Here is a 25933-nt window from a genome sequence, read left to right on the forward strand (position 1 = left end):
GGCATTCATCCTTCTTTGGAGGTGTCGCTTTCGAGCTCGGCGATCATCGCCTCGCGGATCAGATATTTCTGGATCTTGCCGGTCACCGTCGTCGGAAAAGCATCGACGAAACGGATGTGGCGGGGAATCTTGTAGTGAGCGATGCGGCCACGGCAGAAGCTGCGGATGTCTTCGGCATCGCCCGTGGCGCCGGGACGCAGCCGGATCCAGGCGCACAGCTCCTCACCCATCCGCTCGTCGGGCACGCCGACCACGGTCACGTCCTCGACCGCAGGGTGGCCGTAGAGATACTCCTCGATCTCCCGCGGATAGACGTTCTCGCCGCCGCGGATCACCATATCCTTGAGGCGGCCGACGATCGTGCCGTAGCCCTCTGCGTCAATCACGGCGAGGTCGCCCGAGTGCATCCAGCCCTCCGCGTCGATCACCTCGGCGGTCTTCGCGGGCTCGTCCCAATAACCGAGCATCACCGAATAGCCGCGGGTGCACAGCTCCCCCGGCGTTCCGGTCGGCACCACCTCGCCGCCCTCGTCGACGGTCTTGCATTCGAGATGCGGCTGCACCCGCCCGATCGACCCGATGCGGCGCTCGACGGGATCGTCGATCGCGGTCTGGAAGCTGACCGGGCTGGTCTCCGTCATGCCATAGGCGATGGTGATGTCGCGTATGTTGAGCCGCTCGATCACCTGCCGCATCAGCGGCTCCGGACAGATCGCGCCGGCCATGACGCCGGTGCGCAGCGAGCTGAGGTCGAAACGATCGAACTCCGGATGCGCCAGCATGCCGATGAACATCGTCGGCACCCCGTAAAGCGCGGTGCAACGCTCTGCCGTGACCGCCCGCAACGCCGCATCGGGATCGAATCCGGCGCTCGGATAGACCATCCTCGCGCCATGGGTGACGCTGGCGAGATTGCCCATCACCATCCCGAAGCAATGGTAGAGCGGCACCGGGATGCAGATGCGATCCTCGGGCGTCAGCGCCTGAGCGCGACCGACGAAATAGCCGTTGTTGAGGATGTTGCGATGGCTGAGCGTCGCGCCCTTGGGCAGGCCGGTGGTGCCGCTTGTGAACTGGATGTTGGCGGCATCGGTGCTCCGCAGCGTCTCGCCGAGCGTGCCCAGCCATTCGCGGTCAGCGGGACGGGCCGAGGCCGTCACCTCGTCGAATGTCCGCCATCCCGCGGGCGGCGTGCCGCCGATCTGGATCGCATGGCGCAGCGTCGGCAACCGCTCGCTGGGCAGCGGCCCCGGCGCCATCTCGCGCAGCATCGCGGCATAGTCGCTGGTCCTGAACCGCTCGGCCAGTACCAGCGCCGACAGGCCGACCTTGTTGATCGCGAACTCGGCTTCGGTGACGCGATAGGCGGGATTGATCGTCACCAGGATGAGACCGGCGCGCGCCGCGGCGAACTGGGTGATCGTCCACTCGACGCAATTGGGCGCCCAGATGCCGATCCGGTCGCCCGGCTCCAGCCCCAGCGCCAGCAATCCCGCGGCGAAATCGTCGGCACGCGCCAGCAGCTCGGCAAAGCTCAACCGTACTCCCTGCTCGACCGAAATCAGCGCCTCGCGCTCCCCCCAGCGCTCGGCGGCACGCGCCAGCGCCGTGCCGATCGTATGCTCGATCAGCGGCGGCTCCGGCGCACCCCGCACCCGGCTGAGGGCGAGCGGGCTCACGATTTCGGCGCCACGCAGGCGAAGCTGCCCGCCTCGTCGGTCGAGCCGCTGCCGGTCCATTTCGCGACCTTGGGATAGGCGCACAGCGGGCGCGTGCGGGTCGGCTTGGCCGGCAGGCCGAGATAGGCGAACAGGTCGTTGTCGTACTTGGTCGCGACCATCGTCTCGGGCGCGGGGCCGCCCTGCCGCCACCTGTCGAGCGTGGTGAGCGCATCGAAGATGCTCGCGCCCGGCCCGCCCAGGCAGTGCGACATGCCCGGCACCATGAACAGCCGCACCGACTGCGCCGCGCCCGGCGTCTTCTTCAGCGCCGCCTGGTAATATTGGATCGTGTTCTCGGGCGGGATCGCGGCGTCGTTCCAGCCGTGGTAGAGGATCAGCTTGCCGCCGCGCCGGATGAAGGGCGTCAGGTCCGGATTGTCGCTGTCGAGGATCGGCGCCATCCGCGCCTTCGCCGCGGCATAATCGCGCCCGAGGTCGAACCGCGCCGGCTGCCAGTTCGGGTCCGAATAGACCAGGTAGCGGAAGAATTCGGTGGCGAAGACGCCGTGCTGTGCCTTGGGTCCCGTCAACCACACATCCCAAGTGCCGGGGAAGGCCTCCGCGCCGGGCATCATGCCGGGGAAGAACGGCTTGCCCTTGGCGTCGACCGCGCCCCGATAGAGCGCCTTCGCCGCGGCGACCTGCGGCGCGGTCAGGCAGTCGGCGGCGTCGCCCGCCTTGCACTGGAGCACTGTTGGATCGAAGCCGCAGCTTCGGGGATCGTCGATCACCTCGTCCTTGACGCCGTCGGCCGCATCGCATTTCGCGAGCGCGGCACTCTGCAACAGCTTGAGCTTGGCGGCGGGAATGGCGGATTCCGGTCTGGCGAACACAGCGCGGTCATTGGCCATGAAGCCGGCCATCATCCGCGTCCAGGCGTTGGCCGGCGCGCCCGCGATGATCGCGTCATAGTCCTCCGGATAGCGCTGCGCCTCCATCAGCGCCTCGCGCCCGCCGTCGGAGCAGCCCTGGAAATAGGCCGCCTGCAGCCCGCGGGGATAGAAGGCCGCGATCACCGCCTTGGCGAAGTTCGCGGTGAGGTGGTTGGCGCGATGCCCGAAGTCGGTGATCCGCTCGGGCTCGTTCAGCGCCCACTTGCCGTCGGTGTCGCCGGTGCCGACGTGCCCCAGGTCGGTGCCCGCCGTCGCATAGCCCTTGCCCAGCGCCCCATGCATCGTCAGCGAGGACAGGGTGAGGCTACCGCCGAAGCCACCGTTGCCGGCGCCGACCATCTTGCCGTTCCAGTTCGCCGCCTCGGGCAGCCACACCTCGACCCGGATGTTCGACCGCGCCACCGGCGTCAGCACCGCCTGGACGCGGCAGAAGCTCGCCTGCGCGGGCAGGCCGGGCTTGCCCGCCTCGGTCACGACGGGCGCACCCTTCGTCACCATCGCGGCGCTCTCGATCCGGCCGTTGGCGATCGGCATGCCCGCGAGCGCGGCGCAGTCCGCCGCCTTGAAGCCTGCCTGCGCCGGCGCGGCGGTCTCGGTGCCGATCATGCCCGGGATGAGCGGCGCCGTACCCAGCAGCAGCGGAGGAACGATCCTGATCATTTGCCGAGCAATCCCTTGGCTTGCAGCCATTGCTGCGTCCGTTCGGTCCAGGCGTCGGACGCCTTCCCTTTCTTCGCGATGCCGAAGCCGTGGCCACCCTCGGGATAGGTGACGAGCGTCGCGTCGGCGCCCGCATCGGTCCATGCCTTCGCGACGCGCCCTGCGTCCTCACCCGCCAGCTTGTCGTCCGCCGCCACGATCGCGAGCAATGGCGGCGCCTTGGGCGGCACGGCGATGCTGTCGCCGACCAGGCCCGGATAGACGGCGACCACGAAATCCGGCCGGCTCTGCGGCTGGTTGGCGAGCGTCGTCCACATCGTCACCGCCCCGCCCGCGGAGAAGCCCATCATCCCCAGCCGCCCGGGCTTGATCCCGTAGCTGGCGGCGTTGGCACGGACATAGGCCATCGCCGCCTCGCCGTCGGCGGTGTCGAGCGGCTTCAGCGGCGCGACCGTCGCCTTGAGCTGATCGATGTCGCCGAGCAGCTTGATCAGCGAACCCGGGAACTCGCTGCCGGTCGGCACCAGCCGGTAGCGCAGCACGAAGGCGGTGATGCCGAGGCCATTGAGCCACTTCGCGACGCCGATCCCCTCATTGTCGATCGACAGCATGTGGAAGCCGCCCCCCGGCGCGATCACCACGCCGGTGCCGTTGGCGACCGCCGGATCGGCCGGGAACACGCTGAGCGATGGCTCGCTGACGTTGCGGGTGATCGTGCCGAAGAACAGCGATCCGTCGGTGGTCTCCGGCTTCGCGGGGCCGATCGTACCCGCCGGCCCGGCCGGCGACAGCCTGATCCGCTCGCCCTCGCTCGCGGCGGCGTTGGCGCAGCCGATCAGCAGCGCCAGCGCCGGGACCGCCGCCATCCATTTCCGCATCACTTCGCGTCTCCTTGCTTGGCTGCATCGCGTACTCTCTCGATCGCAGCGATCGGCGGCTCGGCGGCGGGGACCCGCTCCGCCTTGTCGTTGCCGATCGAGAGCTTGACCGGCGCCGCACCGGCAAAGCGCGGCCAGCCGGGATCACCCGTCTTCGCGAAACGCACCCAGCGATCCGCCAGCGCCTTGGCGACGGCCTGATCCGCCGCGCTCACCGGCGCACCGATCTTGTCGAGATTGTCGAATTGATAGGGCACGTCGGTCGCGTGCGAGGCGCCGAGATCGGGCTTGCGCTTGGCCTCGGCGACATAGCCGAAGCGGTAGAGCCAGGCCGGCGCCACCTTCGCGTGCCGCCGCGCCAGCGCCAGCGCCGGCTCGGTGAAGGTGACGTCGCTGGCGATGTTCCGGTCATAGGCTGCCTGCGAGCCATAGGCGGCGCGCACCGCCTCCGCGCCCGCGCCCAGCTCCGCGGTGGTCTTGGCATTGAAGCCGGCCAGGAACGGCACCGGGATGAAGCCGAGCTCGTCGCTGTTCGACCCGACGACATAGGGGATGCGCGCCTGCCTGCCCGCGGCGAACAGCACGTCGGTATCGCCCGTCACGATGCGTCCGTCGGTGATCGGCCCGGAGTAGCGCGCCTCGTCCGAGTTGATGAAGTTGATCTTGCCGAGCACCGTCTCGGCCGGGATCGCCCGCAGCGCGGTGAGATCGTCGCCCGCGACGCCCGCGTCCTTGGCGAAGGTCACACCCTTCGCCTCCGCCTCGGCGAGGCTCGGCCAGCTGTTGCGCCCTCCCCCGGACGAGACGATCGCCTTGGCGAACAGTCCCCTGGCGGCGGTGGACGTCATCAGCCGATTGACCGACTCCCCGCCGGCGGATTCGCCGAAGATGGTGACGTTGCCCGGATCGCCGCCGAACGCCGCGATGTTGCGCTTCACCCATTGCAGCGCGGCGATCTGGTCCATCAGCCCCCAGTTGCCGGTCGGCGCTGCCCCGCTCTCCTTCGTCAGCGCCGGATGCGCGAAGAAGCCGAAACGGCCGAGCCGGTAGTTGAAGGTCACCACCACCACGCCGCGCGCCGCGAGCCGGCTGCCGTCGAGGATCGCTGCCCCGCCGCTGCCGTTGGTGAAGCCGCCGCCGTGGATCCACACCATCACCGGCAGCTTCGCGCCCGCCTGCGGCTTGGGGGTCCAGACGTTGAGGAACAGGCAATTCTCGCTCTGGGGCTGATCGGTGTTGGCGACGTCGCCCGGCAGCCGCACCTGGAAGCAATCATTGCCGAGTGCGGTCGCCTCGCGGACCCCCTGCCACGGCGCGGCGGGCTCGGGCGCATGCCAGCGCAGCGGACCGATCGGCACGGCGGCATAGGGAATCCCCTTGAAGCTCGCGATACCTTCCGCCTCGGCGCCGCGCAGCGCTCCGCTGTCGATCGTCACCACCGGCGACGCTGCCATCAGCAGCATCGCCAGCGCCGGCATCATCGCCTTCATCGCGCTCCTCCCGTGGTGAACTCGAACGTGCCGGCGCCGGTCCGATAGACGACCGCGCCCCTCTCTTCCCGCACCCGCGCCGCCCCCGCCGGCACGCCGGTGATTGCGCCGAAGCCGGTCGACACCCACACCTCGCCCGCGCTGTTCATCGGGATGGTCGCGGTCAGCGTCAGCCGGCCATCCGCGACCTTCCACGCCGACCGCGCCTCGCCCTGCGGCGTCGCCATCGTCGCCGAGGCCCAGGCGAGCCCCGCCGGGATCGCCGGCCGTATCTGCACGGTGCGATAGCCCGGCGCGCCCGGCCTCAATCCCGCGAGCCGCTGCCGCAGCCAGTCGGCGATCGAGCCGAAATAATGATGGTCGCGCGAGCGCGAGCCGAGGCTCCAGCTCTCGAACATCGTCTTGTGCCCGTTGGCGAGCCAATAGCCCCAGCTCGGCTCCTCGGTGCGGGTGGCGAGCTTGTAGGCGAGGTCGGCATGGCCATGGTCGCTCAGCAGGTCGAGCAGGTAGCGGGTGCCGTACACCCCGGTCTTCAGCCCCTGCGCGGCGACATCGGCGGCGATCGCATCTGCGACCGACTGCTCGCGTCCCGCCGGCGCCATGCCGAAGGCGAGCGGAAGCACGTTCTGGATCTGGGTCGGCTTGCCGGCCGCGCCCTTGTCGTCGAGGGTGCGATACCAGCCGTTCGCGTCGTCCCAGTAGCGCTTGTTGTAGGCGGCCCGGATCGCTTCGGCGAGCGCGCCATAGCGCTCGGCGTCGGCAGCTTTGCCGATCACCTGCGACGATTGCGCGAGCAGCTTCGCCTCCAGGAAGAAATAGGCACTGGTCACCGCGTCGATCCCGCCGCCGCGCGCGTTCATGAAGTCGAGCGATCCCGGTGCGCTCCATTCGCTCAGCGATATCTTCGGCCCGCGATAGTCGGGCGCGGCAAACTTGGTCGCGGTGTAGTCGACCAGCCGCCGCTGCACCTCGTGCATCCGCTCCAGCACGCGGGTGTCGCCGTAGGTCTGGTAGAGCTCCCACGGCAGGATCATCGCCGCCACGTCCCAGGGCGTCGTCGGTCCCCACACCAGGTTCCACCCCGGCGTGTTCTCATAGCCGTAGTAGGGCGTCGCCGGCACGATCTCCGGCAGCTCGCCGCTCGGCGCCTGCGCGTCGGGGAAGTCGGCGAGCCACTTGCTCCACACCCGCGCCACGTCGAGGCTCCGTACCGCCGCGCCGGCCGAAGCCTGCGCGTCGCCGGTCCAGCCGTTCTTCTCATAGGTCGGCGTGTCGGTCTGGAAGCCGTGCATGTTGTTGAGGATGGTGCGGATCGCCGCCTGGTCGATCTCGCCGAGCAGCGGGTTGGCGCTGGCGAAGCTGCCGGTGCTGGCGACGGCGGAGTGCGCGACCTTGCCGGTCAGCGTCGCCAGCGTCGGCGTGCCGGGAAAGCCTTCGAGCTGCACGTAGCGGAAGCCATGGTAGCCGAAGCTCGGCTCCCACCGCTCGCGCCCCTTGCCGGCGAGCGTATAGCGATCGGTCTGGAGCTGCGCGTCGATCAGGCCCGAGGCGGGGACGATCAGCCCGTCGTCACCGACCCGCTCGCTCGCCGCCATCGAGACGGTGCGCCCGCCCGGTCCGGTCACGTCGAGCGCGACCCAGCCGGCGAAGATGCGGCCGAAGTCGTAGACCCAGACGCCGGGCTTCACTTCCTTGAGCGATACCGGCGCGACGGTCTCGACGGGCGCGATCGGCTCCAGATTGGCGGCGTGCAGCTCGCCCTTCGGCCCCTCGACAGGCGTCGCGGGCATCCAGCGGCGATCGGAGAAGCCCGGCTTGTCCCACCCCACCGGCAGCAGCCGCGCGTCGTAGCGCTCGCCGCGGTGGATCGAATCCGCCAGCGTCGGGCCCGAGATCGTCTTCCAGCTCTCATCGGTCGCGATGGTCTGCCGCGACCCGTCGGCGAAGGTCACTTCCAGCTGCGCCTTGACCGCCGGCTCGCCATGCCATGGCGCCTGCTGGAAATACCATTCATTGGGATCGGTAAGCCCGTACCAGCCCCGCCCGAGCTCGGCGCCGAGCACATTGGCCCCGGCGCGCAGCCGATCCGTCACGTCATAGGTATAATAGAGCACCCGCTTGTCATAGGCGGTGAAGCCCCCGCCCATCGCGCTCGCGCCCAAGATGACGCCGTTGAGGTGCAGCTTCGGCCAGCCTGCCCCGGCGACGTAGAGCCGCGCGCTGGCGATCCCCTTCGCCGGCAGGGTGAAGGCACGGCGCAGCAGCGGCGCCGGGGATTCGATCGGCAGCACGATGTCGACGTTCGGAAGCCCGCTCGACACCACCAGCCCCTCGGCCTCGACGCGGCCGCCGGTGAAGGCGTTGTCGTTCGCCTCGAACCGCGTCGCGAAGGCCGGGCTGCCGCTGCCGACGACGCGCACGCGATGGATCACCGCCGCCCGCGCCTCCTTCGCCGCGTAGCCGATGGTGCCGTGCGCCTGCGCGTCGTCGGTGAGGGTATCGACCGTCTTCCCGTCGATCGCGGTGGTGATCGTCCGGCCCCTCGCGGTGATCGTCACCCGATGCCGCACGCCCTTCAGCATCACGCCGGCCAGCGGCACGCGCTTGAGCTCGGCCATCTTCACCGCCGAGCTCACCCCGCCCGGATAGCGCCGCACCCGCTCGATCAGGACCGGCCCGTCCTTCTCCTCGGCGAGGGTCCAGACGTAGGCCTCGCCATAGGTCTTGCCGACCGGCCGCGCGCGGAAGATGAGGTCGAGCGACGCCCCCGTCATGGTCAGCTCGCTCTCGAACGTCAGGTCCGCCCAATCATGGTCGGTCCGCTTCGGTCCGGCGATCCAGCGGGCAGACCAGTCGGCGGGCCTCAGCAGCCCCATCTCCCACCAGCCGGGCCTGCTCCATCCGCTCTGGCGCCCATCCCCGTCCCAAGTCGCGACCTGCCACCAATAGCGCGTGCGCGAGGCGAGCGGCGGCCCGGCATAGGCGACCTGCGCGTTGGCATCGGACGCGACCCTGCCGCTGTCCCACACCAGTTTCTCCTGCGCCAGCTCTTCCGGGCTGGCGGCGACGCGGATGCGATAGGCGGCCTGTCGCGCCGTCGGCACCCGCCATGCCAGCCGCGGCGCCGGCTCGTCGATGCCGAGCGGCTCGGCTGCATATTCGACCTTGAGCGCGGAGGGCGCATCCGCCTCGGCCGCCGCGCCGGGCACCAGCCCGGCCGCGCCCACCAGCAGGACGAGGCGGCCGATATGCGAGCCACCTCTTCCCGTCCCCGTTGTCGGCCGATACGGCAACCGATCCTCCCCTAGAACTTGGTCCGGATGCCGAAGGAGACCAGCCGCCCCAGCGTACTGCCGTTGGTATAGCCGGTGGCATTGTTCAGATACGGCGGATCCTCGTCGAACACATTGTCGACGTTCACGGTCAGCATGGTGTCCTTCATCACCTTGCCGAGATCGTAGCCCAGGAACAGGTCGACCGTGTCGAATGAGGAGACGCGGGTCTGCGGGAGCACCCCGAGCAGCGGAAATCCGCTGCGATGGTTGAGCGCCGCGCGGCCGATCAGATCGCCCACCTTGCCGCCCAGCGTCGCAACGAATTGAAGGCGCCCGTAACCATTCTTCAGGTCGTTGCTGAAGTCGCCGCCCTGGATCGCCTGCGTCCTGCGCTTCAAGGTGTATGTGCCGGCGAAGCTGGCGTTCACCGATCCGAACGACGTGTCGTGGGCATAGGCGAGGTTGAAGTCGATGCCGCTGGTGTTCACCGCGCCGAGATTGGCGCGCTGCGCCAGAAACAGCACATAGGGTGAGCTGACCGCGTAGAGCGCCGCCAGACTCGGCACCCCATCGATCCGTAGGTTGGCTGCCGCGGCCGTCGCCTGGGCCAGCGTCGGATTGAGGATGAAGAAGCTGGCGTAGTTGGGATCGGTGAACAGGATGGGCGAGGTGAACGGCGGAACGCTGATCGCGTCCTTGAACCTGACGTTGTAATAGGTCGCGCTGGCAATCAGGCCGGGCAGCGCCGCGGGCTTGAGGTCGAAGCCCAGCGACCAGGTATCGGCCGTCTCCGGGCGAAGGTCGGCGTTGCCGCCGGCGATCGCCATGGTCGGCCGCAGGATGTCGAACGGCGAGCTGTTCGGCGCGCGGAACGGGCTGAACGGGATAACCTGAACGCGCGAATCCACCGAATTGCCGAGGTCGGCGAGGCTCGGCGCATGGAACGACGTCCCATAGTTGCCGCGTAGCGTCAGCGCCTGGAACGGCCGGTAGGTGATGCCGATCTTGGGATTGGTGGTGCCGCCGACGTCGCTGTAATGGTCGTAGCGGACCGAGCCTGATATCTCGAGGCTGTAGAAGCCGCCGCTGCGGTTGTCCGCGCCGACGAGCGGCACCAGCACTTCGCCGAACACCGACTTGACGTCGCGGCTCGCGAAGGAGCTCGCGCCCACGACCGCGGCCTGGGGACCGCTGCCGGTAAACGAGCGGATGTTCTCATAATGATATTCGGCACCCACCGCGAGGCGGACGTCGCCGCCCGGCACCGCGAACAGCGGCCCGTCGAGAACCGCGCGGCCTTCGGCCAACTCCTGGTCGGCGTCGCCGTAATTCACGAAATCGTTGATCGCAGCGAGCACCGCCGGCGCCGTCGCCGAGAGATTGTAGGGATTGAGCGCCGTCGCCGTGCTCGTCCCCGCAAGTGCGGCGGTGACGGCGGTCGCGTTGAAGGAATCCTCGGTGGTGACATTCTCGCTGCGGCCGAAATTGGCCTGTGTGCGCAACTGCCAGCCGCCGCCCAGCTCGAAATCGAACTTGGGCGTCACGCCGTATGAGGTGAAGGAAGCCGGGCTGACGTGGCTCGGCCCGAACACGTCGTCGAAGGCGAAGGCGACGGAATGGGCGAGCTCGGCCCCGATCGGCGAGAAATACGGGTTGGCCGCGGTAATCGTACCGCTCGCGCTCCCCTGCGCGGTGCGGGTTACCGTGTCGCGCCGCGACCAATAGGCCGTGGTCGAGAAGGTGATGCCGTCGCTCAGCTCCTGCATGAGGCTGGCGAAGACGCTGTGCCGCTTCTCGCGCGGATAGAGATCGGCGTAATCGGTCTGGTCGCAGCGGTTGAGCGAGCCCGGAACCCGGCCCGGCAAGGCGTAGGTGGTGGTGCCGATGGTGATGTTGGCCAGCGGGCATGCGGTCGACCGATTGTCGGCGCCGCCGCGCGGGACATTGTTCGCGGTCGCGTAATCGCGATCGATGCCGAGCAGATTGTCGTGCCAGGCATAGGCATAGGAGACGTAGATCGAGCCCGATCCCCAATCCTTGCCGGCGATCGCGCTGGCGTCGAACGTCTTGTAATTGTCAGCGAAGCCATAGCGCGCATTGACGCCGATCCCGTCGTAGCGCTTGCGCAGGATGAAATTGATGACGCCGCCGATCGCATCGGAGCCGTAGATCGACGATCCGCCGTCGGGGATCACCTCGACCCGATCGATCGCATCGGGGGGTATCACTGACGGATCGACCGACGTCTGGAGGATGCCGGCGCCGACCAGCCGGTGGCCGTTCATCAGCACCAGCGTCGTCGAGCCGCCGGACGCACCGAGGTTGCGGATGTTGGGCCGCACGATCGGATTGCTGTAGTTGCCGAGACCCGCAGGCACCGTCCCGAAATTGCCGATCTGCGGAATCGAGGCCAGCAGATCGTTGGACGAGGCGGCACCGGTGGCGACCACCTCGTCACGCGTCACGCCGATGACGTTGGTGCCGGTCGGCGCAACGCCGCGCAGCAGCGTGCCGGTGACGACGATGTCCGCCGCAGTCGCTTCGTCCGGGCCCGCAACGGGATCGATCTGCTCGCCCGGCACGGTATCCTGCCTCGGGTTCGCCGTCTCCGGCGCGACCTGCGCCTCCGCAGTCCCTGCCCACAGCAGCGCTCCCGCCAGCGCCGCGAGCGACAATCCGCGCGCGATCTCGCGCCGGTCCCGTGATGTCCTGAACATGCCGATCATACCGCTTCCCCTTCCCCTCGCCCGTTCGGGCGCTCGTCGATACACGGCGGAACGGCCGACTTTTGCCGTCGACCTCGCCTCCCTGGAATCGCTCTAGCGGCGACCTTTTTCGCGATTATCCATCCACGATCCCGACCAATCGTGTCAATGGTCATTTTTTATTATTAATTCGAAATTCGATAAATTGGTACGCCTCTTGCCCTTTTCGCTCCGGACGCTCATCCGGGCGGCAGGAGGATGTTTCATGGAAGCCACGCTGGATTTCGGCCTCGGCGAGACCGCCGACATGATCCGGGACACCACCCGGCGATTCGCGCGGGAAAGGATCGAGCCGCTCGCCGCCCGCATCGATGCCGAGGACTGGTTTCCGCGTGACGAGCTATGGCCGGCGATGGGCGAGCTCGGCCTGCACGGCGTCACCGTCGAGGAGGAATGGGGCGGCCTCGGCCTCGGCTACCTCGAGCATGTCGTCGCCTGCGAGGAGGTGAGCCGCGCCTCCGCCTCGATCGGGCTCAGCTACGGCGCGCATTCCAACCTGTGCGTCAACCAGATCCGCCGTTGGGCCAACCCGGAGCAGAAGGCGAAATACCTGCCGAAGCTTGTGTCCGGCGAGCATGTCGGCAGCCTCGCCATGTCCGAGGCAGGCGCGGGCTCCGACGTCGTCTCGATGAAGCTGCGCGCGGAGAAGACCGAGCGCGGCTACGTCCTCAACGGCACCAAATTCTGGATCACCAACGCGCCCTATGCCGACACGCTGGTGGTCTACGCCAAGACCGGGGAGGGCTCGCGCGGCATCACCACCTTCATCATCGAAAAGGACATGCCTGGCTTCTCGATCGGGCAGAAGATCGAAAAAATGGGTATGCGCGGCTCGCCCACCGCGGAGCTGGTATTCGACGACTGCGAGGTGCCGGACGAGAACGTCATGGGCCCGGTCAACGGCGGCGTCGGCGTGCTGATGAGCGGGCTCGATTATGAGCGTACCGTGCTCGCCGGCATCCAGCTCGGCATCATGCAGGCGAGCCTCGACGTGGTCCTGCCCTACATCCGCGAGCGCAAGCAGTTCGGCCAACCGATCGGCCATTTCCAGCTGATGCAGGCCAAGGTCGCCGACATGTACGTCGCGCTCAACTCGGCGCGCGCCTATGTCTATGCGGTGGCGAAGAGCTGCGACGCCGGCCTCACCACCCGTTTCGACGCGGCCGGGGCGATCCTGCTCGCCAGCGAGAATGCGGTGCGCGTGTCGCTGGAGGCGATCCAGGCGCTGGGCGGCGCCGGCTACACCAAGGATTGGCCGGTCGAACGCTTCGCCCGCGATGCCAAGCTGCTCGACATCGGCGCAGGGACGAACGAGATCAGACGGATGCTGATCGGGCGCGAGCTGATCGGGGCGAACTGAGGCCGTCGTTCCGTATTTCTAGGGCGGGTCGACATTTGAGGAAATGGCCGACATCTCCACCCCTCACCGTCACCCCGGACTTGTTCCGGGGTCCACTGAGCCTCGCGGGCTGCGCTCAAGCCTCCTGTCCAGTCCTTGCCTCCCGATGGACCCCGGAACAAGTCCGGGGTGACGGTTGGGAACCGGGCTACGGCAGACCTGCAACCTCAAATGTCGACAGGCCCTATGACTGCGGACTGACCAGGAACTGCTCGAAACGGCCGTTGTCGCCCGGTTCCGCGAAGGTCGAGAGCCTGAGCACTCGGTCGGGATAAGTGATGCGGTAGCTGCGGATCACATAGCCGCCGCGCAGCTGGGGGCCGCCCGCCGGCGCGAAACCGGTGGGCTCGCCAAGCGCGCCGAGGCTCGCCTTGTAGTCCGCCTGGGCGGTCGTATCGAAATAATGGTTGGCGTCCTCGGTCAGCAGCTTGCGGTCGAGTGAGCCGGCGCGGAGCTGGTCGAATACCTGCCGCGCCTTGGCCGCCGCCGCGGCTTCGAGTCCCGGCAGCGGCGGCGCCGCCATCACCGTTCGGACGATGCCGCGCGCGATCGTGCCGGTCGCGTTGCCGAACCAGCTGTTGGTGAGCACCACCACCGCGGCTTTGTCGTCGGGGAACACCATGTTTTCGGACAGGAAACCCACCGCCTCGCCCGAATGCTCGATCATCTTGCGCCCATCGGGCGTGCCGACGAACACGCCGAGGCCGTAGCTGGTGTCCTTGCCGTCCTTCAGCTTGGTCGTGGTCTCCTGCGCCTGCCAATCGTCGGCAGGGACGAGCGCGCGGTTGATCCGGGCGATGTCCCATTTGGCGAGGTCGGTCGCGGTCATCGACAGCTCGCCCGCCGCATAGAGCCAGCCGGGCGCCGCCGGCGTCTCGACGCGGACGGGGCCGAGCGCGAAACGCTTGTAGCCCTGCGGATATTTCGGCCCGATCGCCTTGTCCTGGTCGAGCACGCTGGTCATGCCGAGCGGCTTGAAGATGCGCGCGCGCAGGAAATCGAGCAGCGGCCGGCCCGACACCTTCTCGACGATCATGCCGGCGACGACATAGCCGGTGTTGGAATATTGCCATTGCGTGCCCGGTTCGAAGTCGAGCGGCTGCTTGGCCCAGCGGTCGACGATGCCCTGCGGCGTGGTGGGCTTGGCCATGTTGGCGGGGCTGTAGTCGTGCGGCCAATAGTCGCGGATGCCCGAGGTATGATCGAGCAGCTGGCGCAGCGTGATACGGTCAGCGCCCGTGATTTCAGGGAGATATTTGGCGACCTTGTCGTCGAGGCTGAGCTTGCCTTCATCCTCCAGCAGCAGCACCGCCATCGCGGTGAACTGCTTGGAGATCGACGCGATCTGGTACGGCAGGTCCGGCGTCGCCTGCGGGATCGTCTCGGCCGCCTTGCCGTAAGCCTTGGCATAGACGATCCGCCCGCCGCGCACGATCGCGATCGAGGCCGAGGGCGTGCCGGTGCCGGCGAGTGCCTCAGTGACGATCTTGTCGACCTGGCTGCTCTCGGCGGGGGTGAGCTCCTGCGCGGCGGCGGGAGCGGCGATCAGGGCGGTGGCGAGAAGGATGATGCGCATGACCGCACCAAAGCAGGTGCGGCGGACGGGTGCAATCACTCGGTGGAACGACTGCATGGCTAACGTGTTTGGCACGATGGAGCGAGCCTGACGACAGGTAAGGGGCCTGCCGGATTCCTTCGCCCCGATCGGAACAACCGTAGGGGAGCACCTCCATGCCACATCGCCGCAGCTGGGCCGCGATCGTCGTCGGCCTGATCGTCGCCCTGATCGGGCTGGTGCTGGCGGTCGGCGGGGCCTGGCTCGCCGCGATCGGCGGCTCGCCCTATTATGTGATCACCGGCATCGCGATGATCGTCTCTGGCGTGCTGATGATCCGCGGGCGGATGAGCGGCGCGTGGCTCTATGTGGCGATCGTCGTCGCGACGATCCTGTGGGCGTTCTGGGAGGTGAGCTACAACGCCTGGGCGCTGGTGCCGCGGATCGTGGCGCCGATCGTGCTGCTGGTGGCGGTCATCCTCATCATGCCGACGCTGACCGCGCGGCCGCGCAGATGGGCGATCGCGCTGGGTTCGATCGCCGCCGTGGTGGTGGCGACGGGTGTGCTGTTCACCGTGGCCGGACGCGACCGCAACATCGCACTGCCGCTGCCGGCTCCCGGCGCAGCGATGAGCGATCCCTCCGGCCAGGCGACCGGCGCCGACTGGCCCGCCTATGGCGGCACCTACGCCGCTCGCCGCTATTCGCCGCTGACGCAGATCAACGCGAGCAACGTCGGTCGACTCGAGAAGGTGTGGGAGACGCATACCGGCGGCACCCCGACCGATCCCGCCTATGCCAAGCTCTACGGAACCGAGAACACGCCGATCAAGGTCGGCAACCTGCTCTACACCTGCACCGCCAAGAACGTGATCGTCGCGCTCGATCCGGCGACCGGCAAGCAGGCGTGGCGCTATGACCCGCGGGTGCCGGACGAGTGGATTCCCTACACCACCGCCTGCCGCGGCGTCGACTATTACGCCGTGCCGGGCGCGGCGCCGGGCAGCGAGTGCGCCGCGCGGATCATCATGGGCACGCTCGATTCGCGGCTGATCGCGGTCGACGCGCTGACCGGCCGGCCGTGCAGCGGCTTCGGCACCAACGGCCAGACCGACACCAAGATCGGCATGGGCGACGTCTATCCCGGCCTCGCCTCGATCAACTCGGCGCCGACGATCGTACGGGGCGTGGTGGTGGTCGGGCACCAGATCCTCGACGGCCAGACCCGGCTCGCGCCCTCAGGCGTGATCCAGGGCTTCGACGCGGTCACCGGCAGGCTGCGCTGGGCGTGGGACATGATGCATCCCGAATGGACCGGCTATCCGCCCGCCGGCCAGACCTGGGCGCGCGGCACGCCCAATATGTGGACCAGCACCAGCGGCGACGAGCAGCTCGGCCTCGTCTACCTGCCGATGGGCAATGCCGCGGTCGATTACTGGTCGAGCAAGCGCACGCCGCAGGAGAATGCCTATGCGACCTCGCTGGTCGCGCTCGACGTCACCACCGGCAAGCCGCGCTGGCGCTTCCAGGCGGTCAAGCACGACGTGTGGGACTATGACTTCGGCAGCCAGGCGACGCTGATCGATTACAAGGGCACGCCGGCGATCGTGGTGCCGTCCAAGCAGGGCGATCTCTACATCCTCGACCGTGCCACCGGCCGCTCGCTGGCGCCGCTCGCCGAAATGACGGTGCCACAGGGCGGGGTCGAGCCCGAGCAGCGGGCGAAGACGCAACTCTTCTCGAAATGGCATACGCTGCGCAAGGAGCCGCTAACCGAGCGCGACATGTGGGGCATGTCGCCGATCGACCAGATGGTCTGCCGCATCCAGTATCGCCGGGCGGATTACCGCGGCTTCTTCACCCCGCCGCGCGCCGACAGATACACGGTGGAATATCCGGGCTACAACGGCGGCAGCGACTGGGGCGGCGTATCGATCGATCCGACGCGTGGCGTCATCGTCGCCAACTACAACGACATGCCCAACTACGTCCGGCTGGTGCCGCGTGCCGAGGCGGACAAACTCGGCATCGTGCCCCGCTATGCGATGAAGTCGAAGGCACAGCTCGCCAACGCGCACTCGATCGATCCGCAGTGGGATTCGCCCTATGCGGTCAAGGTCAACGCCGGCTGGCGGGTCAAGTTCACCGGCCTGCTCTGCAAGCAGCCGCCCTATGGCGGGATCCGCGCGATCGATATCGCCACCGGCAGAATCCTGTGGGACCGGCCGTTCGGCACCGCGCGCAAGAACGGGCCATTCGGCATCGCCAGCGGGATGCCCTTCCACATCGGCACGCCCAACAATGGCGGATCGGTGGTGACCGCGGGCGGACTGGTGTTCATCGCCGCGGCGACCGACGACCTCATCCGCGCGATTGACATCGCCACCGGCAAGACGCTGTGGAGCGCGCCGCTTCCCGCCGGTGGGCAGGCGACGCCCGCCGTGTACGAGCAGAACGGGCGCGAGTATCTGGTGATCTTCGCCGGCGGCCACCATTTCATGGAGACCAAGCCCGGCGACAGCGTGATCGCCTATGCGCTGCCGCAGACGCGCTAGGGAACGGCTATTTGAGCAAGTTGGTCGAGGCTGGCGTCGGCAGCGATTGCAACGCGTGCTGGGTTCTGGCCGCACGATAGGCCTGCAGCCGGTTCATGCCGGTCTCGCGCATGATGCGCTCGATGTCGTGCCTGGAGATCATCCGCTCTCATTCCCCGTAACCGCGCTGAGAACGGACACGGACGGCGCGGGTGCCGCGCACGGTCTGCGCTCGCCGCGCTGACGGAACGGTCCGTCGATATCCGGCATCCCGTCACCCAGGCTCGGGCATCGGCCGCGATGGCGCCGCCAGCATCCCCGCCGCCCAGTCGAGCGCGAATACGGCCACGAGCGAGGCGCCGAACAACGGCAGCAGCACGCCCGCGACCAGCAGCATCGCCAGCGCGCCGCGCAACCGCGCCTCCGGCACTTTCGGCGGCGCGCCGAGCCGTCCTGCCGGGCGCCGTTTCCACCACATGACGACGCCGCTGACGACGAGCAGCACGATGCCGATGCATGGGACCAGCATCACGATCTGGTTCGCCCTGCCGAAGTAATTGCCCATGTGGAGCTGGACGCCGAGCTCGATCGCCTTCGCGCCCCAACCATAGTCCGCATAGGCGATCTCCCGGATCAGCCGCCCCGAATAGCGGTCGAAGTAGAGCGTGCGCTGGCCCTGCGGCCGGTCGGGATAGCTATAGGCGGTGAACACGCCGGTCGGCCCCGCCGGCAGGAACAGGCGATAGCCGCCATGCAGGCCATGGCCGGCAACCGCCGCGACGACCCTGTCGGTCAGATCGGGGCCATGGCTCTCCGCCATCGCCGGCATGGCGTCGTGACCGGGATGGCCGGCATGGGGATCGGAGGCCGGCATCGGCGCGCCTTCGAGCGTCCATGGCGCCTCGCCCAGCACGGCCTTCATCGGAATACTCTTCGGCGGATCATAGTTGCGGTTGGAGGCGGGATAGCCGATTCCGACGGCGCTGAAGGCCCGCTTCAGCACATCGCCCTGGACCCCTGCCCACGGCAGCCCGGTGAGGATCAGGAACAGGATCAGCGCGACGGTCCAGACGCCGGTGACGGCGTGGAGATCGCGCCAGAACAGCCGGCCCTTCGCCCACAGCCGCGGAAACAGGATGCCGCCCAGCCCCTTTCGCCCGCGCGGCCACCAGAGATAGAGGCCGGTCGCGATCAGCACGAGCCCCCAGCACGCCGCCAGCTCGACGATGCGGTCGCCGATCGTGCCGATGGCGAGCGACCCGTGGATCGTGTCGGCGAGGCCGACCAGCGTCCGCTCGTACACGAAGGAGCCGAGCACCCTCCCCGTCCCCGGATCGACCGAGACGCGCACCGGATCGCCGGAGGTCGGCGTCACGAAGACGACGGCGGCGCGATCGTTGGTGGCGGGCAGATCGATCCGCGTCGCCGCACCGGGATGGGCGGCCAGCGCCGCACCGATCATCCGCGACACCGGAACGCTGGTCGCATGAGCGGCGACGAAGCGCTGCTCCGGATAGATCGCGTCGTTGATCTCGTCGTTGAACAGATAGATCGTGCCCGTCACCGCCAGGACGAGCAGGAACGGCGCGACGATCAGGCCGGCATAGAAATGCCACCGCCAGATCGCACGGTAGAGCCTGGATACTGCGAGCGTAGCCATATCCGCCGCTCCTCAGAAATGCGTGGACAGGGCAACTTCGACGCTGCGCGGGGCGCCGATGTAGATGTTGGTCGCCGGATAGCCCGAATATTCGCCGTAGAAGGCGTCGGTCAGGTTCCGCCCGCGCAGCGTGAGCGTCGCCTGATCGGCCAGCCGCCAGGCGATCGAGGCGTCCACCACCGTATGACCGCGCACGAAGATGCTGTTTGCCGTGTCGGTGTAGAAGCCCGAAGCATGGCGCACGAACGCCCCCAGCGTTACCGGCAGCGTCTTCAGCGAATAGAGCACCGAGCCGTTGACGGTGGTCGACGGCACGTTGATCGGCCGGTTGCCCGACCGGTCGATGCCGCCGGCCTCGATCAGCTCGTCATATTGCGCGTCGGTGTAGGAGACGCCGCCCGACAGCGCGAGCCGTTCGGTGACGGCGGCGTCGAGGCTGAGCTCCACACCCTGCGACGATTGCTCACCGCCCTGGACGACCTGTGCGGGATTGGTCGGATCGCGCGTGAGGATATTCTCCTGCTCGATCCGATAGGCGGCGCCGGTCAGCGTCAGGCGCTTGCCGAAAGCCGACGCCTTGAAACCCGCCTCGACCGACCGCCCCTTCGTTAGCCGATAGCTCGTGTTGGCGATCGACAGCGTGAGCGTCGAGCCGACCGGGGTCACCGCCGTCGTATATTGGGCATAGAGCGTCAGCCCCGGCGCGACGTCATAGGTGGTGCCGATCCGCCACGAGAAGGGATCGTAGGTCGGATTCGCCCGACTCACCCTCCCGCCCGCGTTGAGATCGGTGCTGATGCGGGTGAGGTCGATATGATCGTAGCGCGCGCCGGCGACGATCAGCCAGGCCGGCGTGACGTTGAAGGCATCCTCCGCGAAGACCGAAGCCGTCTTGAGGCGGGAGTCGAACACGACGTTGGTCACGGTGTAGATGTTGCCGGTGGGGAAAATGCCCACCGCCGGACTCCAGGGATCGACCGGCGCGACAGGATCGCCCGGGCGGGTGAACACCGGGCTCTGCTGGCGCGGATCGATGAAGTCGGTCTCGTTATATTCGGCGCCCAGCGTGAAGCGGTTGCGGTGCCCGGCGATCGTGCCGTCGTTGGCCACCGCCAGCCGCTCGTTCCAGAATTTGTGGTCGTGATAGATGCGCTGGACCGAACGGGCGAAGCTGCCGTTCGGGAAAGCGGCGCTCGGCGCGGTGAAATTCTGGTCCCCGCTCAGCACGAAATCGCGCTTGGCCGTGTACCAGGTGAAGTCGTTGGCGATCGACCAGCCGCCCCCCGCCGCATAGTCGATCCGCGAGCGCAGGGTGGTCTCGTCCGCGCCCGAATAGGCTCCGCGCGGGTTGTAGTTCCGGTGCCGGAGCGCCTTGTCGATGACGAGGCCGGACGCGCTGCGCAGCGCGTCGCTCGGATCGCGCGCGACCGCCGCCGACACCAGCGGCACGCCCTGGTAGCTGCTGTCGTAGCGGTCGTCGTAATGCTCGACCGCGAACAGCATCGACAGATTCGCCGAGGGTCTCAGCAGGATGCTGCCCGTCAGCCCCGCCGACCGCGTGTTGTTGTCCTCGACGTCGTAGAGGCTGTCGGAGCGCATGTAGCTGGCATCTGCCCGGATCGCCGCGCTGTCGGAGAGCTGCAGGTTGACGCCCCCGGCCGCCGTCATCGTATCGAAGCTGCCGAAACTCAGCAGCCCGTCGAGATGGTCGCCGTCGAAGGTCGGCTTGCGCGTCACCTTGTTGATGACGCCGGCCAGCGCGCCCTCGCCGTAAAGGACCGAGGCCGGCCCCTTGATCACCTCGATCCGGTCGAAATGCCAGCTGTTGGTGTCGCGCGTGACCATGGTCGAGGTCGACACCCGCACGCCGTCCTGGAGGATCGACACCGCGCCGCCCGAAAAGCCGCGCAACGACACCACCGCCGGATTGCCCGGGACGTTGCCGGAAATGGCGCCGACGACGCTGTTGAACGCCTCGCGCGACGTCCTGAGGCCCTGCACCTGCAGGTCGGCCTGGGTGATGGTCTGCACCGTCGCCGGCGTCTCGCGGGCCGACAGGCCGAGGCGGCTCGCGGTGCCATTCTGCGTATCGAGGTCGAGCCGCTCGCGCTGGCCGGTGACGACGATCGTGTCTCTTTGCTCCTCGTCCTCGGCGAAGGCGGGGGAGCAGGTCGTGAGGACGGCGACGATCGCGCCGGCCGAAAGCATGGATCTGGACATCGAAAAATCCCTGTTCCGCGCGGCTTTCGCTCGGCGAGCCGCGACGACTATTGCGATGATCGCGGCTGCGCGCCGTCATGCGGCGCGCGGACGCTGCGATCTCAGTCGATATGGATCAGGCGATGACGGGCGGGCCTTGCGACGGCGGCCGCAGATGGATGCCGCGCCGGAGGACGGGCGGTACGGGAATGCGGAAGGCGGTCGCGATGATCCACGCGACCGCGATCGCCAGCAGGATCGGATCGGTCGGCCCCAGCGCCGGCGCCGACAGGCCGGAGAAGGCGCAGGGCATCTCCGCCTTCTTGGGATCGCCCGAATCGTGATCGCCGGGCTTGCCGGGGATGTCCATCAGGATCGTCTGCGCGCCGCCCTGGCCGTTGCAGAGCTGGACCACGATCGAGCCGTTCGACAGGCCGGGCATGAAGCCGGCGGGCACCAGCAGCTTCATCAGCAACGCCGCGCCGACCAGCCACAGCGCGAGCCGGCGATGACGAAGGAAATGGAGGCGAAGCGCGTGCACGCGGCGCCCTTACTCCCGCAAAACCGGCCTGTCACCGGGCGCGGCGCATCTCCGGAAAAATCAGCCGCGCCTCCGGCACCAGCCATTCGTCGCCACGCACGCGCAGGCCTGGGCGGGACACCGGCGGCCGCTCGAGCGATGCGAGCTGCTGCTGCGGCGGCGCGGCGCGCGGCGTGAAGGTGACCGCCACATAGTCCGGCGAGGACTGGAGCTCGTCGATCCGCGCGATGATCACCGGAATCTCGCGATCCCGGCTCGGCACCGACCATTCGCCGTTCACGATCGCCACCGCCCCGCCGATCCTGGTCGCATCGAAGAGCAGCTGGGCGAAGGCCCGCGGCAGGCGGATGCAGCCGTGGCTCGCGGGATAGCCGGGATTGTGCCCGGCATGGAGCGCGATGCCGCCCCAGGTCAGCCGCTGCATGAACGGCATCGGCGCGTTCGAATAGAGGTTGGAGCGATGGAACACCCGCTTCTGCAGGATGGTGAAGGTTCCCGCCGGCGTACGGTGGCCGGCGGTGCCGGTCGATGCGCTGGCGACGCCGATCAGCACCTCTCCCCGAAAGACATAGACGGCCTGGAGCGGCAGGCTCACCACCACCGAGACCTCGCCCGCGTCCGGACCGGGATCGCGCCAGAGATACTGGCCGGGCTTCAGCGCCAGCGCCGCCTGTTCCAGCGAAACGGCATCCTCGCGCGCGAACGCAGCCGGTGCGGCCGCGGCGAGCATCAGCCCCAGCGCTGCAACAGCCGCCTTCCCCCAACCCCTTGGATTCATGCGCGACTCCCGACATGCCGATCTGCTCCTGATCTAATATCGGACAGCGACTGCGGATGCGAGAGGCGCACGTCCCGAATTGGAGCAGCACTGCGGATCGGCTGCGCCGGAACGAGCCGGCCGGGCGGCGGGAGCGCGGCGCCCGTTTACTGGAAACTAGCGTTTCCGGCCCTATATCTGCTAAGAGGGGCATAGCTGAGGACGCGAATGAATGACGTGTTTGAGCGCACGCCGTCGCGGCGCGCGTTCGTAAAATCAGTGTTGGTGACCGGTGCCGCGCTTGCGGTGCCCGGCTGTGCGCAGCAGGCGATCGAGGTCGCCAGCGCGCCATCGGCGGCGCCCCCGCCTCCCCCGCCCTATGTTCCGCCCCCCGCTCCGGCGGCTGCGGAACCGCGCCGGCCGCTCGGCATCCGCAAGGAGCTGGTCGACCGCGCGCTGGCCGCACTCGACCGTCACGGCGACACGATCAAGAAGCGCGACCGCATCGCGATCGCCGATTTCTCGGCGCCGTCGCACCTGTCGCGCTTCCACATCGTCAATCTCGGGACCGGCGGCACCGCCTCCTATCTCGTCGCGCACGGCATCGGATCGGACCCGGCGCATACCGGCTGGCTGCAACGCTTCTCGAACGAGCCGGACTCTGAGGCGTCGTGCGAGGGCGCGTTCCTCACCTCCGACTATTATGTCGGCGTCCACGGGCGCTCGCAGCGGCTGATCGGGCTCGATCCGACCAACTCGAACGCGCTGGACCGCGCGATTGTGGTCCATGGCGCCTGGTATGCCAATCGCGACATGCTCTCGACGCACGGCAAGCTCGGCCGCAGCCAGGGCTGCTTCGCGGTCGGCGAGGCCGAGCTGGCGATGGTGTTCGACCGCCTGGGCGAAGGCCGGATGATCTACGCGGCCAAGATTTGACCGCCGTTTCCCGTCCCGGGATCATTGCCCGCCACAGCGGACACCTCTAAGTCGGTGGCATGGCTGCCGAAACGCTCTCCCCCGTCCTGCCGGATGACATCGACGCCGCCGCGCGGCGGGTGCTCAAGAAGGCGTGCGACGCGGAGTTGAGCCTGACCGCCGCCGAGAGCTGCACCGGCGGGATGCTCGCCTCACTGCTGACCGATGTCGAAGGCGTGAGCAGCGCGTTCGAGCGCGGCTTCGTGGTCTATTCGGTCGACGCCAAGTGCGAGCTGCTCCACATCGCGCGTGACACGGTCGAGCAATGCGGCGCGGTCAGCGAGGAGGTGGCGGTGGCGATGGCCGAGGGCGCGCTCCAGGCGAGCCATGCCGATATCGCGCTGTCGATCACCGGCTTCGCCGGCCCCGGCGATCCCGGTGACGAGCCCGGCCTCGTCCACTTCGCCTGCGCGCGCCAGGGACGCGAGACTGCGCATCGTGAGGAGCATTTCGGCGATATCGGACGCGGCGGCGTCCGCATCGCGTGTATGCGTGTCGCGCTGGAGATGATCGAGGCGATGCTGTGACCCACCCCTTCTACTCGCTCGATGCCCAGGGCATGGTCCGCGTCGGCGCCTGCACGCCGCTCGGCACCGTCGGCGATCCCGCGGCCAATGCCGAAGCCACCGTCGCGCTGCTGCGTCAGGGGCATGAGGCCGGCGCCGACCTGCTGGTGTTCCCGGAGCTCAACCTCTCCTCCTACGCCATCGACGATCTCCACCTGCAGGACGCGCTAGCCGCGGCGACCGAACAGGCGATCGCCGCCGTCGCCTCGGCGAGCGAAACGATGCGGCCGCTGCTGCTGGTCGGCGCGGCGATCCGCCGCAATGGGCGGCTCTACAATTGCGCGGTGGCGATCCACCGCGGACGCATCCTCGGCGTGGTGCCCAAGAGCTATCTGCCCAACTACCGCGAATATTACGAGAAGCGCTGGTTCGCGCCGGGCATCGGCCTCACCGGCCTCGCGATCGAGCTCGCCGGCCAGACGGTGCCGTTCGGCACCGACCTGATCTTCGCCGCCAACGACCTGCCCGACTTCATCGTCCATGCCGAGATCTGCGAGGATTACTGGGCCCCCGCCCCGCCCTCGATCGACGGCGCGCTGGCGGGCGCGACGATCCTCGCCAATCTGTCCGCCTCCAACATCATCATCGGCAAGGCACGCGAGCGGGCGCTGCTGTGCGCGTCGCAGTCGATGCGGCTCGCCGCCGCCTATGTCTTCTCGGCAAGCGGACCGGGCGAGAGCACCACCGATCTCGCCTGGGACGGCCAGGGCCTGATCGTCGAGCTCGGCGAGATGCTCGCCGAGGGCGAACGCTTCGACCTCGCCAGCGAGATCGTGATCGCCGACGTCGACGTGCAGCGCCTCCGGCTCGAACGGATGCGGACCGGCACCTTCAACGATACCGCCGCCGCGCGCGGCCACCCGGAGACGCGCTTCCGCCGCATCGGCTTCGCGCACAAGCCAGATTTCTCCGACCGCGGATTGGTCCGCAGTCTCAGGCGCTTCCCCTTCGTTCCCAACACGCCGTCGAAGCTCGACGAGGATTGCTACGAGGCGTTCAACATCCAGGTCGAGGGCCTGCGCAAGCGCCTCGCCACCACCGGCTCGAAGCATCTGGTCATCGGCGTGTCGGGCGGGCTCGATTCGACCCATGCGCTGATCGTCGCCGCCAAGGCGTTTGACCGCATGGGCAAGCCGCGCTCGGACATCCTCGGCTTCACCCTGCCAGGCTTCGCCACCGGCGAGGCGACCAAGGGCAATGCCTGGGCACTGATGCGCGCGCTCGGCGTCACCGGCGAGGAGATCGACATCCGCCCCGCCGCGCGGCAGATGCTGGCCGACATGGGCCACCCCTTCGCCAAGGGCGAGCCGGTCTACGACGTCACCTTCGAGAATGTCCAGGCGGGCCTCAGGACCGACTATCTGTTCCGCCTCGCCAACCAGCGGCAGGGCTTCGTGCTCGGCACCGGCGACCTGTCCGAGCTCGCGCTCGGCTGGTGCACCTATGGCGTCGGCGACCATATGAGCCATTACGGCGTCAACGGCGCGGTGCCGAAGACGCTGATCCAGTATCTCATCCGCTGGGCCGTCCAGTCGGGCCAGTTCGACGACATGACCAACCAGGTGCTCGAGGCGATCCTGGGCACCGAGATCTCGCCCGAGCTGGTGCCGGCCGACGAGAACGGTGCCATCCAGAGCACCGAAAGCATGGTCGGGCCCTACGAGCTGCACGACTTTTTCCTGCACTATATCGTCCGCTACGGCCTGCGGCCGTCGAAGGTCGCCTTCCTCGCCTGGCACGCCTGGAAGGACGCCGCCGCCGGTCGCTGGCCGCAGGGCTTTCCCGAGGACGGCAAGCACCAGTACGACCTCGCCACCATCGCGAAGTGGCTGGAGGCGTTCCTGCGCCGCTTCTTCGCGACCACCCAGTTCAAGCGCTCGGCGCTGCCCAATGGGCCCAAGGTCTCAGGCGGCGGCGCGCTGTCCCCGCGCGGCGACTGGCGCGCCCCTTCGGATGGAACGGCAACGGTGTGGCTCGAAGAGCTCAGGCGCAATCTTCCCGCCTGACCGCCCCTTGCGCACCGCAGCATCCGTCCCCTAGGCTCGCAGGATCAACGGGGGTTAGC

17 protein-coding genes are annotated in these 25933 nt (G+C 68.3%); 5 read left to right on the forward strand and 12 right to left on the reverse strand.

Features of this window, described 5'->3' with window-relative positions:
• Positions 1-5: 5 nt before the first annotated feature.
• The 6 genes from LZK98_RS14215 to LZK98_RS20550 are packed head-to-tail and all read right to left on the reverse strand — an operon-like array spanning position 6 to position 11643.
• The gene (locus LZK98_RS14215) at positions 6-1682 is read right to left on the reverse strand and encodes an AMP-binding protein (RefSeq protein WP_454877250.1); all 1677 of its coding nucleotides are present in this window, start codon (positions 1680-1682) and stop codon (positions 6-8) included.
• Positions 1676-3274 (reverse strand): tannase/feruloyl esterase family alpha/beta hydrolase, encoded by a 1599-nt coding sequence (locus LZK98_RS14220; protein ID WP_233783027.1) that lies wholly within the window; start codon positions 3272-3274, stop codon positions 1676-1678. The genes LZK98_RS14215 and LZK98_RS14220 overlap by 7 nt, the downstream gene beginning before the upstream one ends.
• Positions 3271-4152: an alpha/beta hydrolase gene (locus LZK98_RS14225; RefSeq protein WP_233786593.1), complete on the reverse strand. Its 882-nt coding sequence runs from the start codon at positions 4150-4152 to the stop codon at positions 3271-3273. Before LZK98_RS14225 ends, LZK98_RS14220 begins: the two co-directional genes overlap by 4 nt.
• Positions 4152-5642: a carboxylesterase/lipase family protein gene (locus tag LZK98_RS14230; protein WP_233783028.1), complete on the reverse strand. Its 1491-nt coding sequence runs from the start codon at positions 5640-5642 to the stop codon at positions 4152-4154. Before LZK98_RS14230 ends, LZK98_RS14225 begins: the two co-directional genes overlap by 1 nt.
• Positions 5639-8935, reverse strand: a complete 3297-nt coding sequence (locus tag LZK98_RS14235; protein WP_233783029.1) for a family 78 glycoside hydrolase catalytic domain — start codon at positions 8933-8935, stop codon at positions 5639-5641. Before LZK98_RS14235 ends, LZK98_RS14230 begins: the two co-directional genes overlap by 4 nt.
• Before the next feature lie 11 nt (positions 8936-8946).
• On the reverse strand, positions 8947-11643 hold the full coding sequence (locus LZK98_RS20550) for a TonB-dependent receptor plug domain-containing protein (protein ID WP_319937500.1): 2697 nt from the start codon (positions 11641-11643) through the stop codon (positions 8947-8949).
• Positions 11644-11887: 244 nt separating this feature from the next.
• Here LZK98_RS20550 and LZK98_RS14255 point away from each other — a divergent pair, with 244 nt between their 5' ends.
• Positions 11888-13042, forward strand: a complete 1155-nt coding sequence (locus LZK98_RS14255) for an isovaleryl-CoA dehydrogenase (RefSeq protein WP_233783030.1) — start codon at positions 11888-11890, stop codon at positions 13040-13042.
• A gap of 223 nt (positions 13043-13265) precedes the next feature.
• On the opposite strand, the gene LZK98_RS14260 is transcribed toward LZK98_RS14255, so the two are convergent.
• Positions 13266-14657, reverse strand: coding sequence for a serine hydrolase domain-containing protein (locus LZK98_RS14260; protein ID WP_233783031.1), 1392 nt, complete (start codon positions 14655-14657; stop codon positions 13266-13268).
• A 155-nt stretch (positions 14658-14812) separates the two neighbouring features.
• Here LZK98_RS14260 and LZK98_RS14265 point away from each other — a divergent pair, with 155 nt between their 5' ends.
• Positions 14813-17191: a membrane-bound PQQ-dependent dehydrogenase, glucose/quinate/shikimate family gene (locus LZK98_RS14265; protein ID WP_233783032.1), complete on the forward strand. Its 2379-nt coding sequence runs from the start codon at positions 14813-14815 to the stop codon at positions 17189-17191.
• Between the two features lie 7 nt (positions 17192-17198).
• Here LZK98_RS14265 and LZK98_RS20555 read toward each other — a convergent pair whose 3' ends face one another.
• From LZK98_RS20555 to LZK98_RS14285, 5 genes are all read right to left on the reverse strand, one after another.
• On the reverse strand, positions 17199-17333 hold the full coding sequence (locus LZK98_RS20555; RefSeq protein ID WP_264757853.1) for a hypothetical protein: 135 nt from the start codon (positions 17331-17333) through the stop codon (positions 17199-17201).
• Positions 17334-17444: 111 nt separating this feature from the next.
• Complete coding sequence (locus LZK98_RS14270) at positions 17445-18830, reverse strand: PepSY-associated TM helix domain-containing protein (RefSeq protein WP_233783033.1); 1386 nt, start codon at positions 18828-18830, stop codon at positions 17445-17447.
• Between the two features lie 12 nt (positions 18831-18842).
• Complete coding sequence (locus tag LZK98_RS14275) at positions 18843-21050, reverse strand: TonB-dependent receptor (RefSeq protein WP_233783034.1); 2208 nt, start codon at positions 21048-21050, stop codon at positions 18843-18845.
• Positions 21051-21165: 115 nt separating this feature from the next.
• Entirely contained in the window at positions 21166-21570 is a 405-nt protein-coding gene (locus tag LZK98_RS14280; protein ID WP_233783035.1) for a hypothetical protein, read from the reverse strand.
• Between the two features lie 31 nt (positions 21571-21601).
• On the reverse strand, positions 21602-22348 hold the full coding sequence (locus LZK98_RS14285) for a L,D-transpeptidase family protein (RefSeq protein ID WP_233783036.1): 747 nt from the start codon (positions 22346-22348) through the stop codon (positions 21602-21604).
• 207 nt (positions 22349-22555) lie between these two features.
• Here LZK98_RS14285 and LZK98_RS14290 point away from each other — a divergent pair, with 207 nt between their 5' ends.
• The 3 genes from LZK98_RS14290 to LZK98_RS14300 are packed head-to-tail and all read left to right on the forward strand — an operon-like array spanning position 22556 to position 25874.
• Positions 22556-23263 carry a murein L,D-transpeptidase catalytic domain family protein gene (locus LZK98_RS14290; RefSeq protein ID WP_233783037.1) on the forward strand — a complete coding sequence of 236 codons (708 nt, stop codon included), beginning with the start codon at positions 22556-22558 and terminating at the stop codon, positions 23261-23263.
• Positions 23264-23322: 59 nt separating this feature from the next.
• On the forward strand, positions 23323-23829 hold the full coding sequence (locus LZK98_RS14295) for a CinA family protein (protein ID WP_233783038.1): 507 nt from the start codon (positions 23323-23325) through the stop codon (positions 23827-23829).
• Between the two features lie 32 nt (positions 23830-23861).
• Complete coding sequence (locus LZK98_RS14300; protein ID WP_233786595.1) at positions 23862-25874, forward strand: NAD(+) synthase; 2013 nt, start codon at positions 23862-23864, stop codon at positions 25872-25874.
• Positions 25875-25933: the final 59 nt, after the last annotated feature.

This window comes from Sphingomonas cannabina (genome assembly GCF_021391395.1).
Taxonomy (GTDB): Bacteria; Pseudomonadota; Alphaproteobacteria; order Sphingomonadales; family Sphingomonadaceae; genus Sphingomonas; species Sphingomonas cannabina.

Bases quoted from the DNA above. Each gene is read 5' to 3' on its own strand.
- LZK98_RS14225 (WP_233786593.1), bottom strand. From the start codon at position 4,152: ATGCGGAAATGGATGGCGGCGGTCCCGGCGCTGGCGCTGCTGATCGGC.
- LZK98_RS14285 (WP_233783036.1), bottom strand. From the start codon at position 22,348: ATGAATCCAAGGGGTTGGGGGAAGGCGGCTGTTGCAGCGCTGGGGCTG.
- LZK98_RS14275 (WP_233783034.1), bottom strand. From the start codon at position 21,050: ATGTCCAGATCCATGCTTTCGGCCGGCGCGATCGTCGCCGTCCTCACG.
- LZK98_RS14255 (WP_233783030.1), top strand. From the start codon at position 11,888: ATGGAAGCCACGCTGGATTTCGGCCTCGGCGAGACCGCCGACATGATC.
- LZK98_RS20555 (WP_264757853.1), bottom strand. From the start codon at position 17,333: ATGATCTCCAGGCACGACATCGAGCGCATCATGCGCGAGACCGGCATG.
- LZK98_RS14220 (WP_233783027.1), bottom strand. From the start codon at position 3,274: ATGATCAGGATCGTTCCTCCGCTGCTGCTGGGTACGGCGCCGCTCATC.
- LZK98_RS14270 (WP_233783033.1), bottom strand. From the start codon at position 18,830: ATGGCTACGCTCGCAGTATCCAGGCTCTACCGTGCGATCTGGCGGTGG.
- LZK98_RS14265 (WP_233783032.1), top strand. From the start codon at position 14,813: ATGCCACATCGCCGCAGCTGGGCCGCGATCGTCGTCGGCCTGATCGTC.
- LZK98_RS20550 (WP_319937500.1), bottom strand. From the start codon at position 11,643: ATGATCGGCATGTTCAGGACATCACGGGACCGGCGCGAGATCGCGCGC.
- LZK98_RS14295 (WP_233783038.1), top strand. From the start codon at position 23,323: ATGGCTGCCGAAACGCTCTCCCCCGTCCTGCCGGATGACATCGACGCC.
- LZK98_RS14260 (WP_233783031.1), bottom strand. From the start codon at position 14,657: ATGCGCATCATCCTTCTCGCCACCGCCCTGATCGCCGCTCCCGCCGCC.
- LZK98_RS14230 (WP_233783028.1), bottom strand. From the start codon at position 5,642: ATGAAGGCGATGATGCCGGCGCTGGCGATGCTGCTGATGGCAGCGTCG.
- LZK98_RS14300 (WP_233786595.1), top strand. From the start codon at position 23,862: ATGGTCCGCGTCGGCGCCTGCACGCCGCTCGGCACCGTCGGCGATCCC.
- LZK98_RS14290 (WP_233783037.1), top strand. From the start codon at position 22,556: ATGAATGACGTGTTTGAGCGCACGCCGTCGCGGCGCGCGTTCGTAAAA.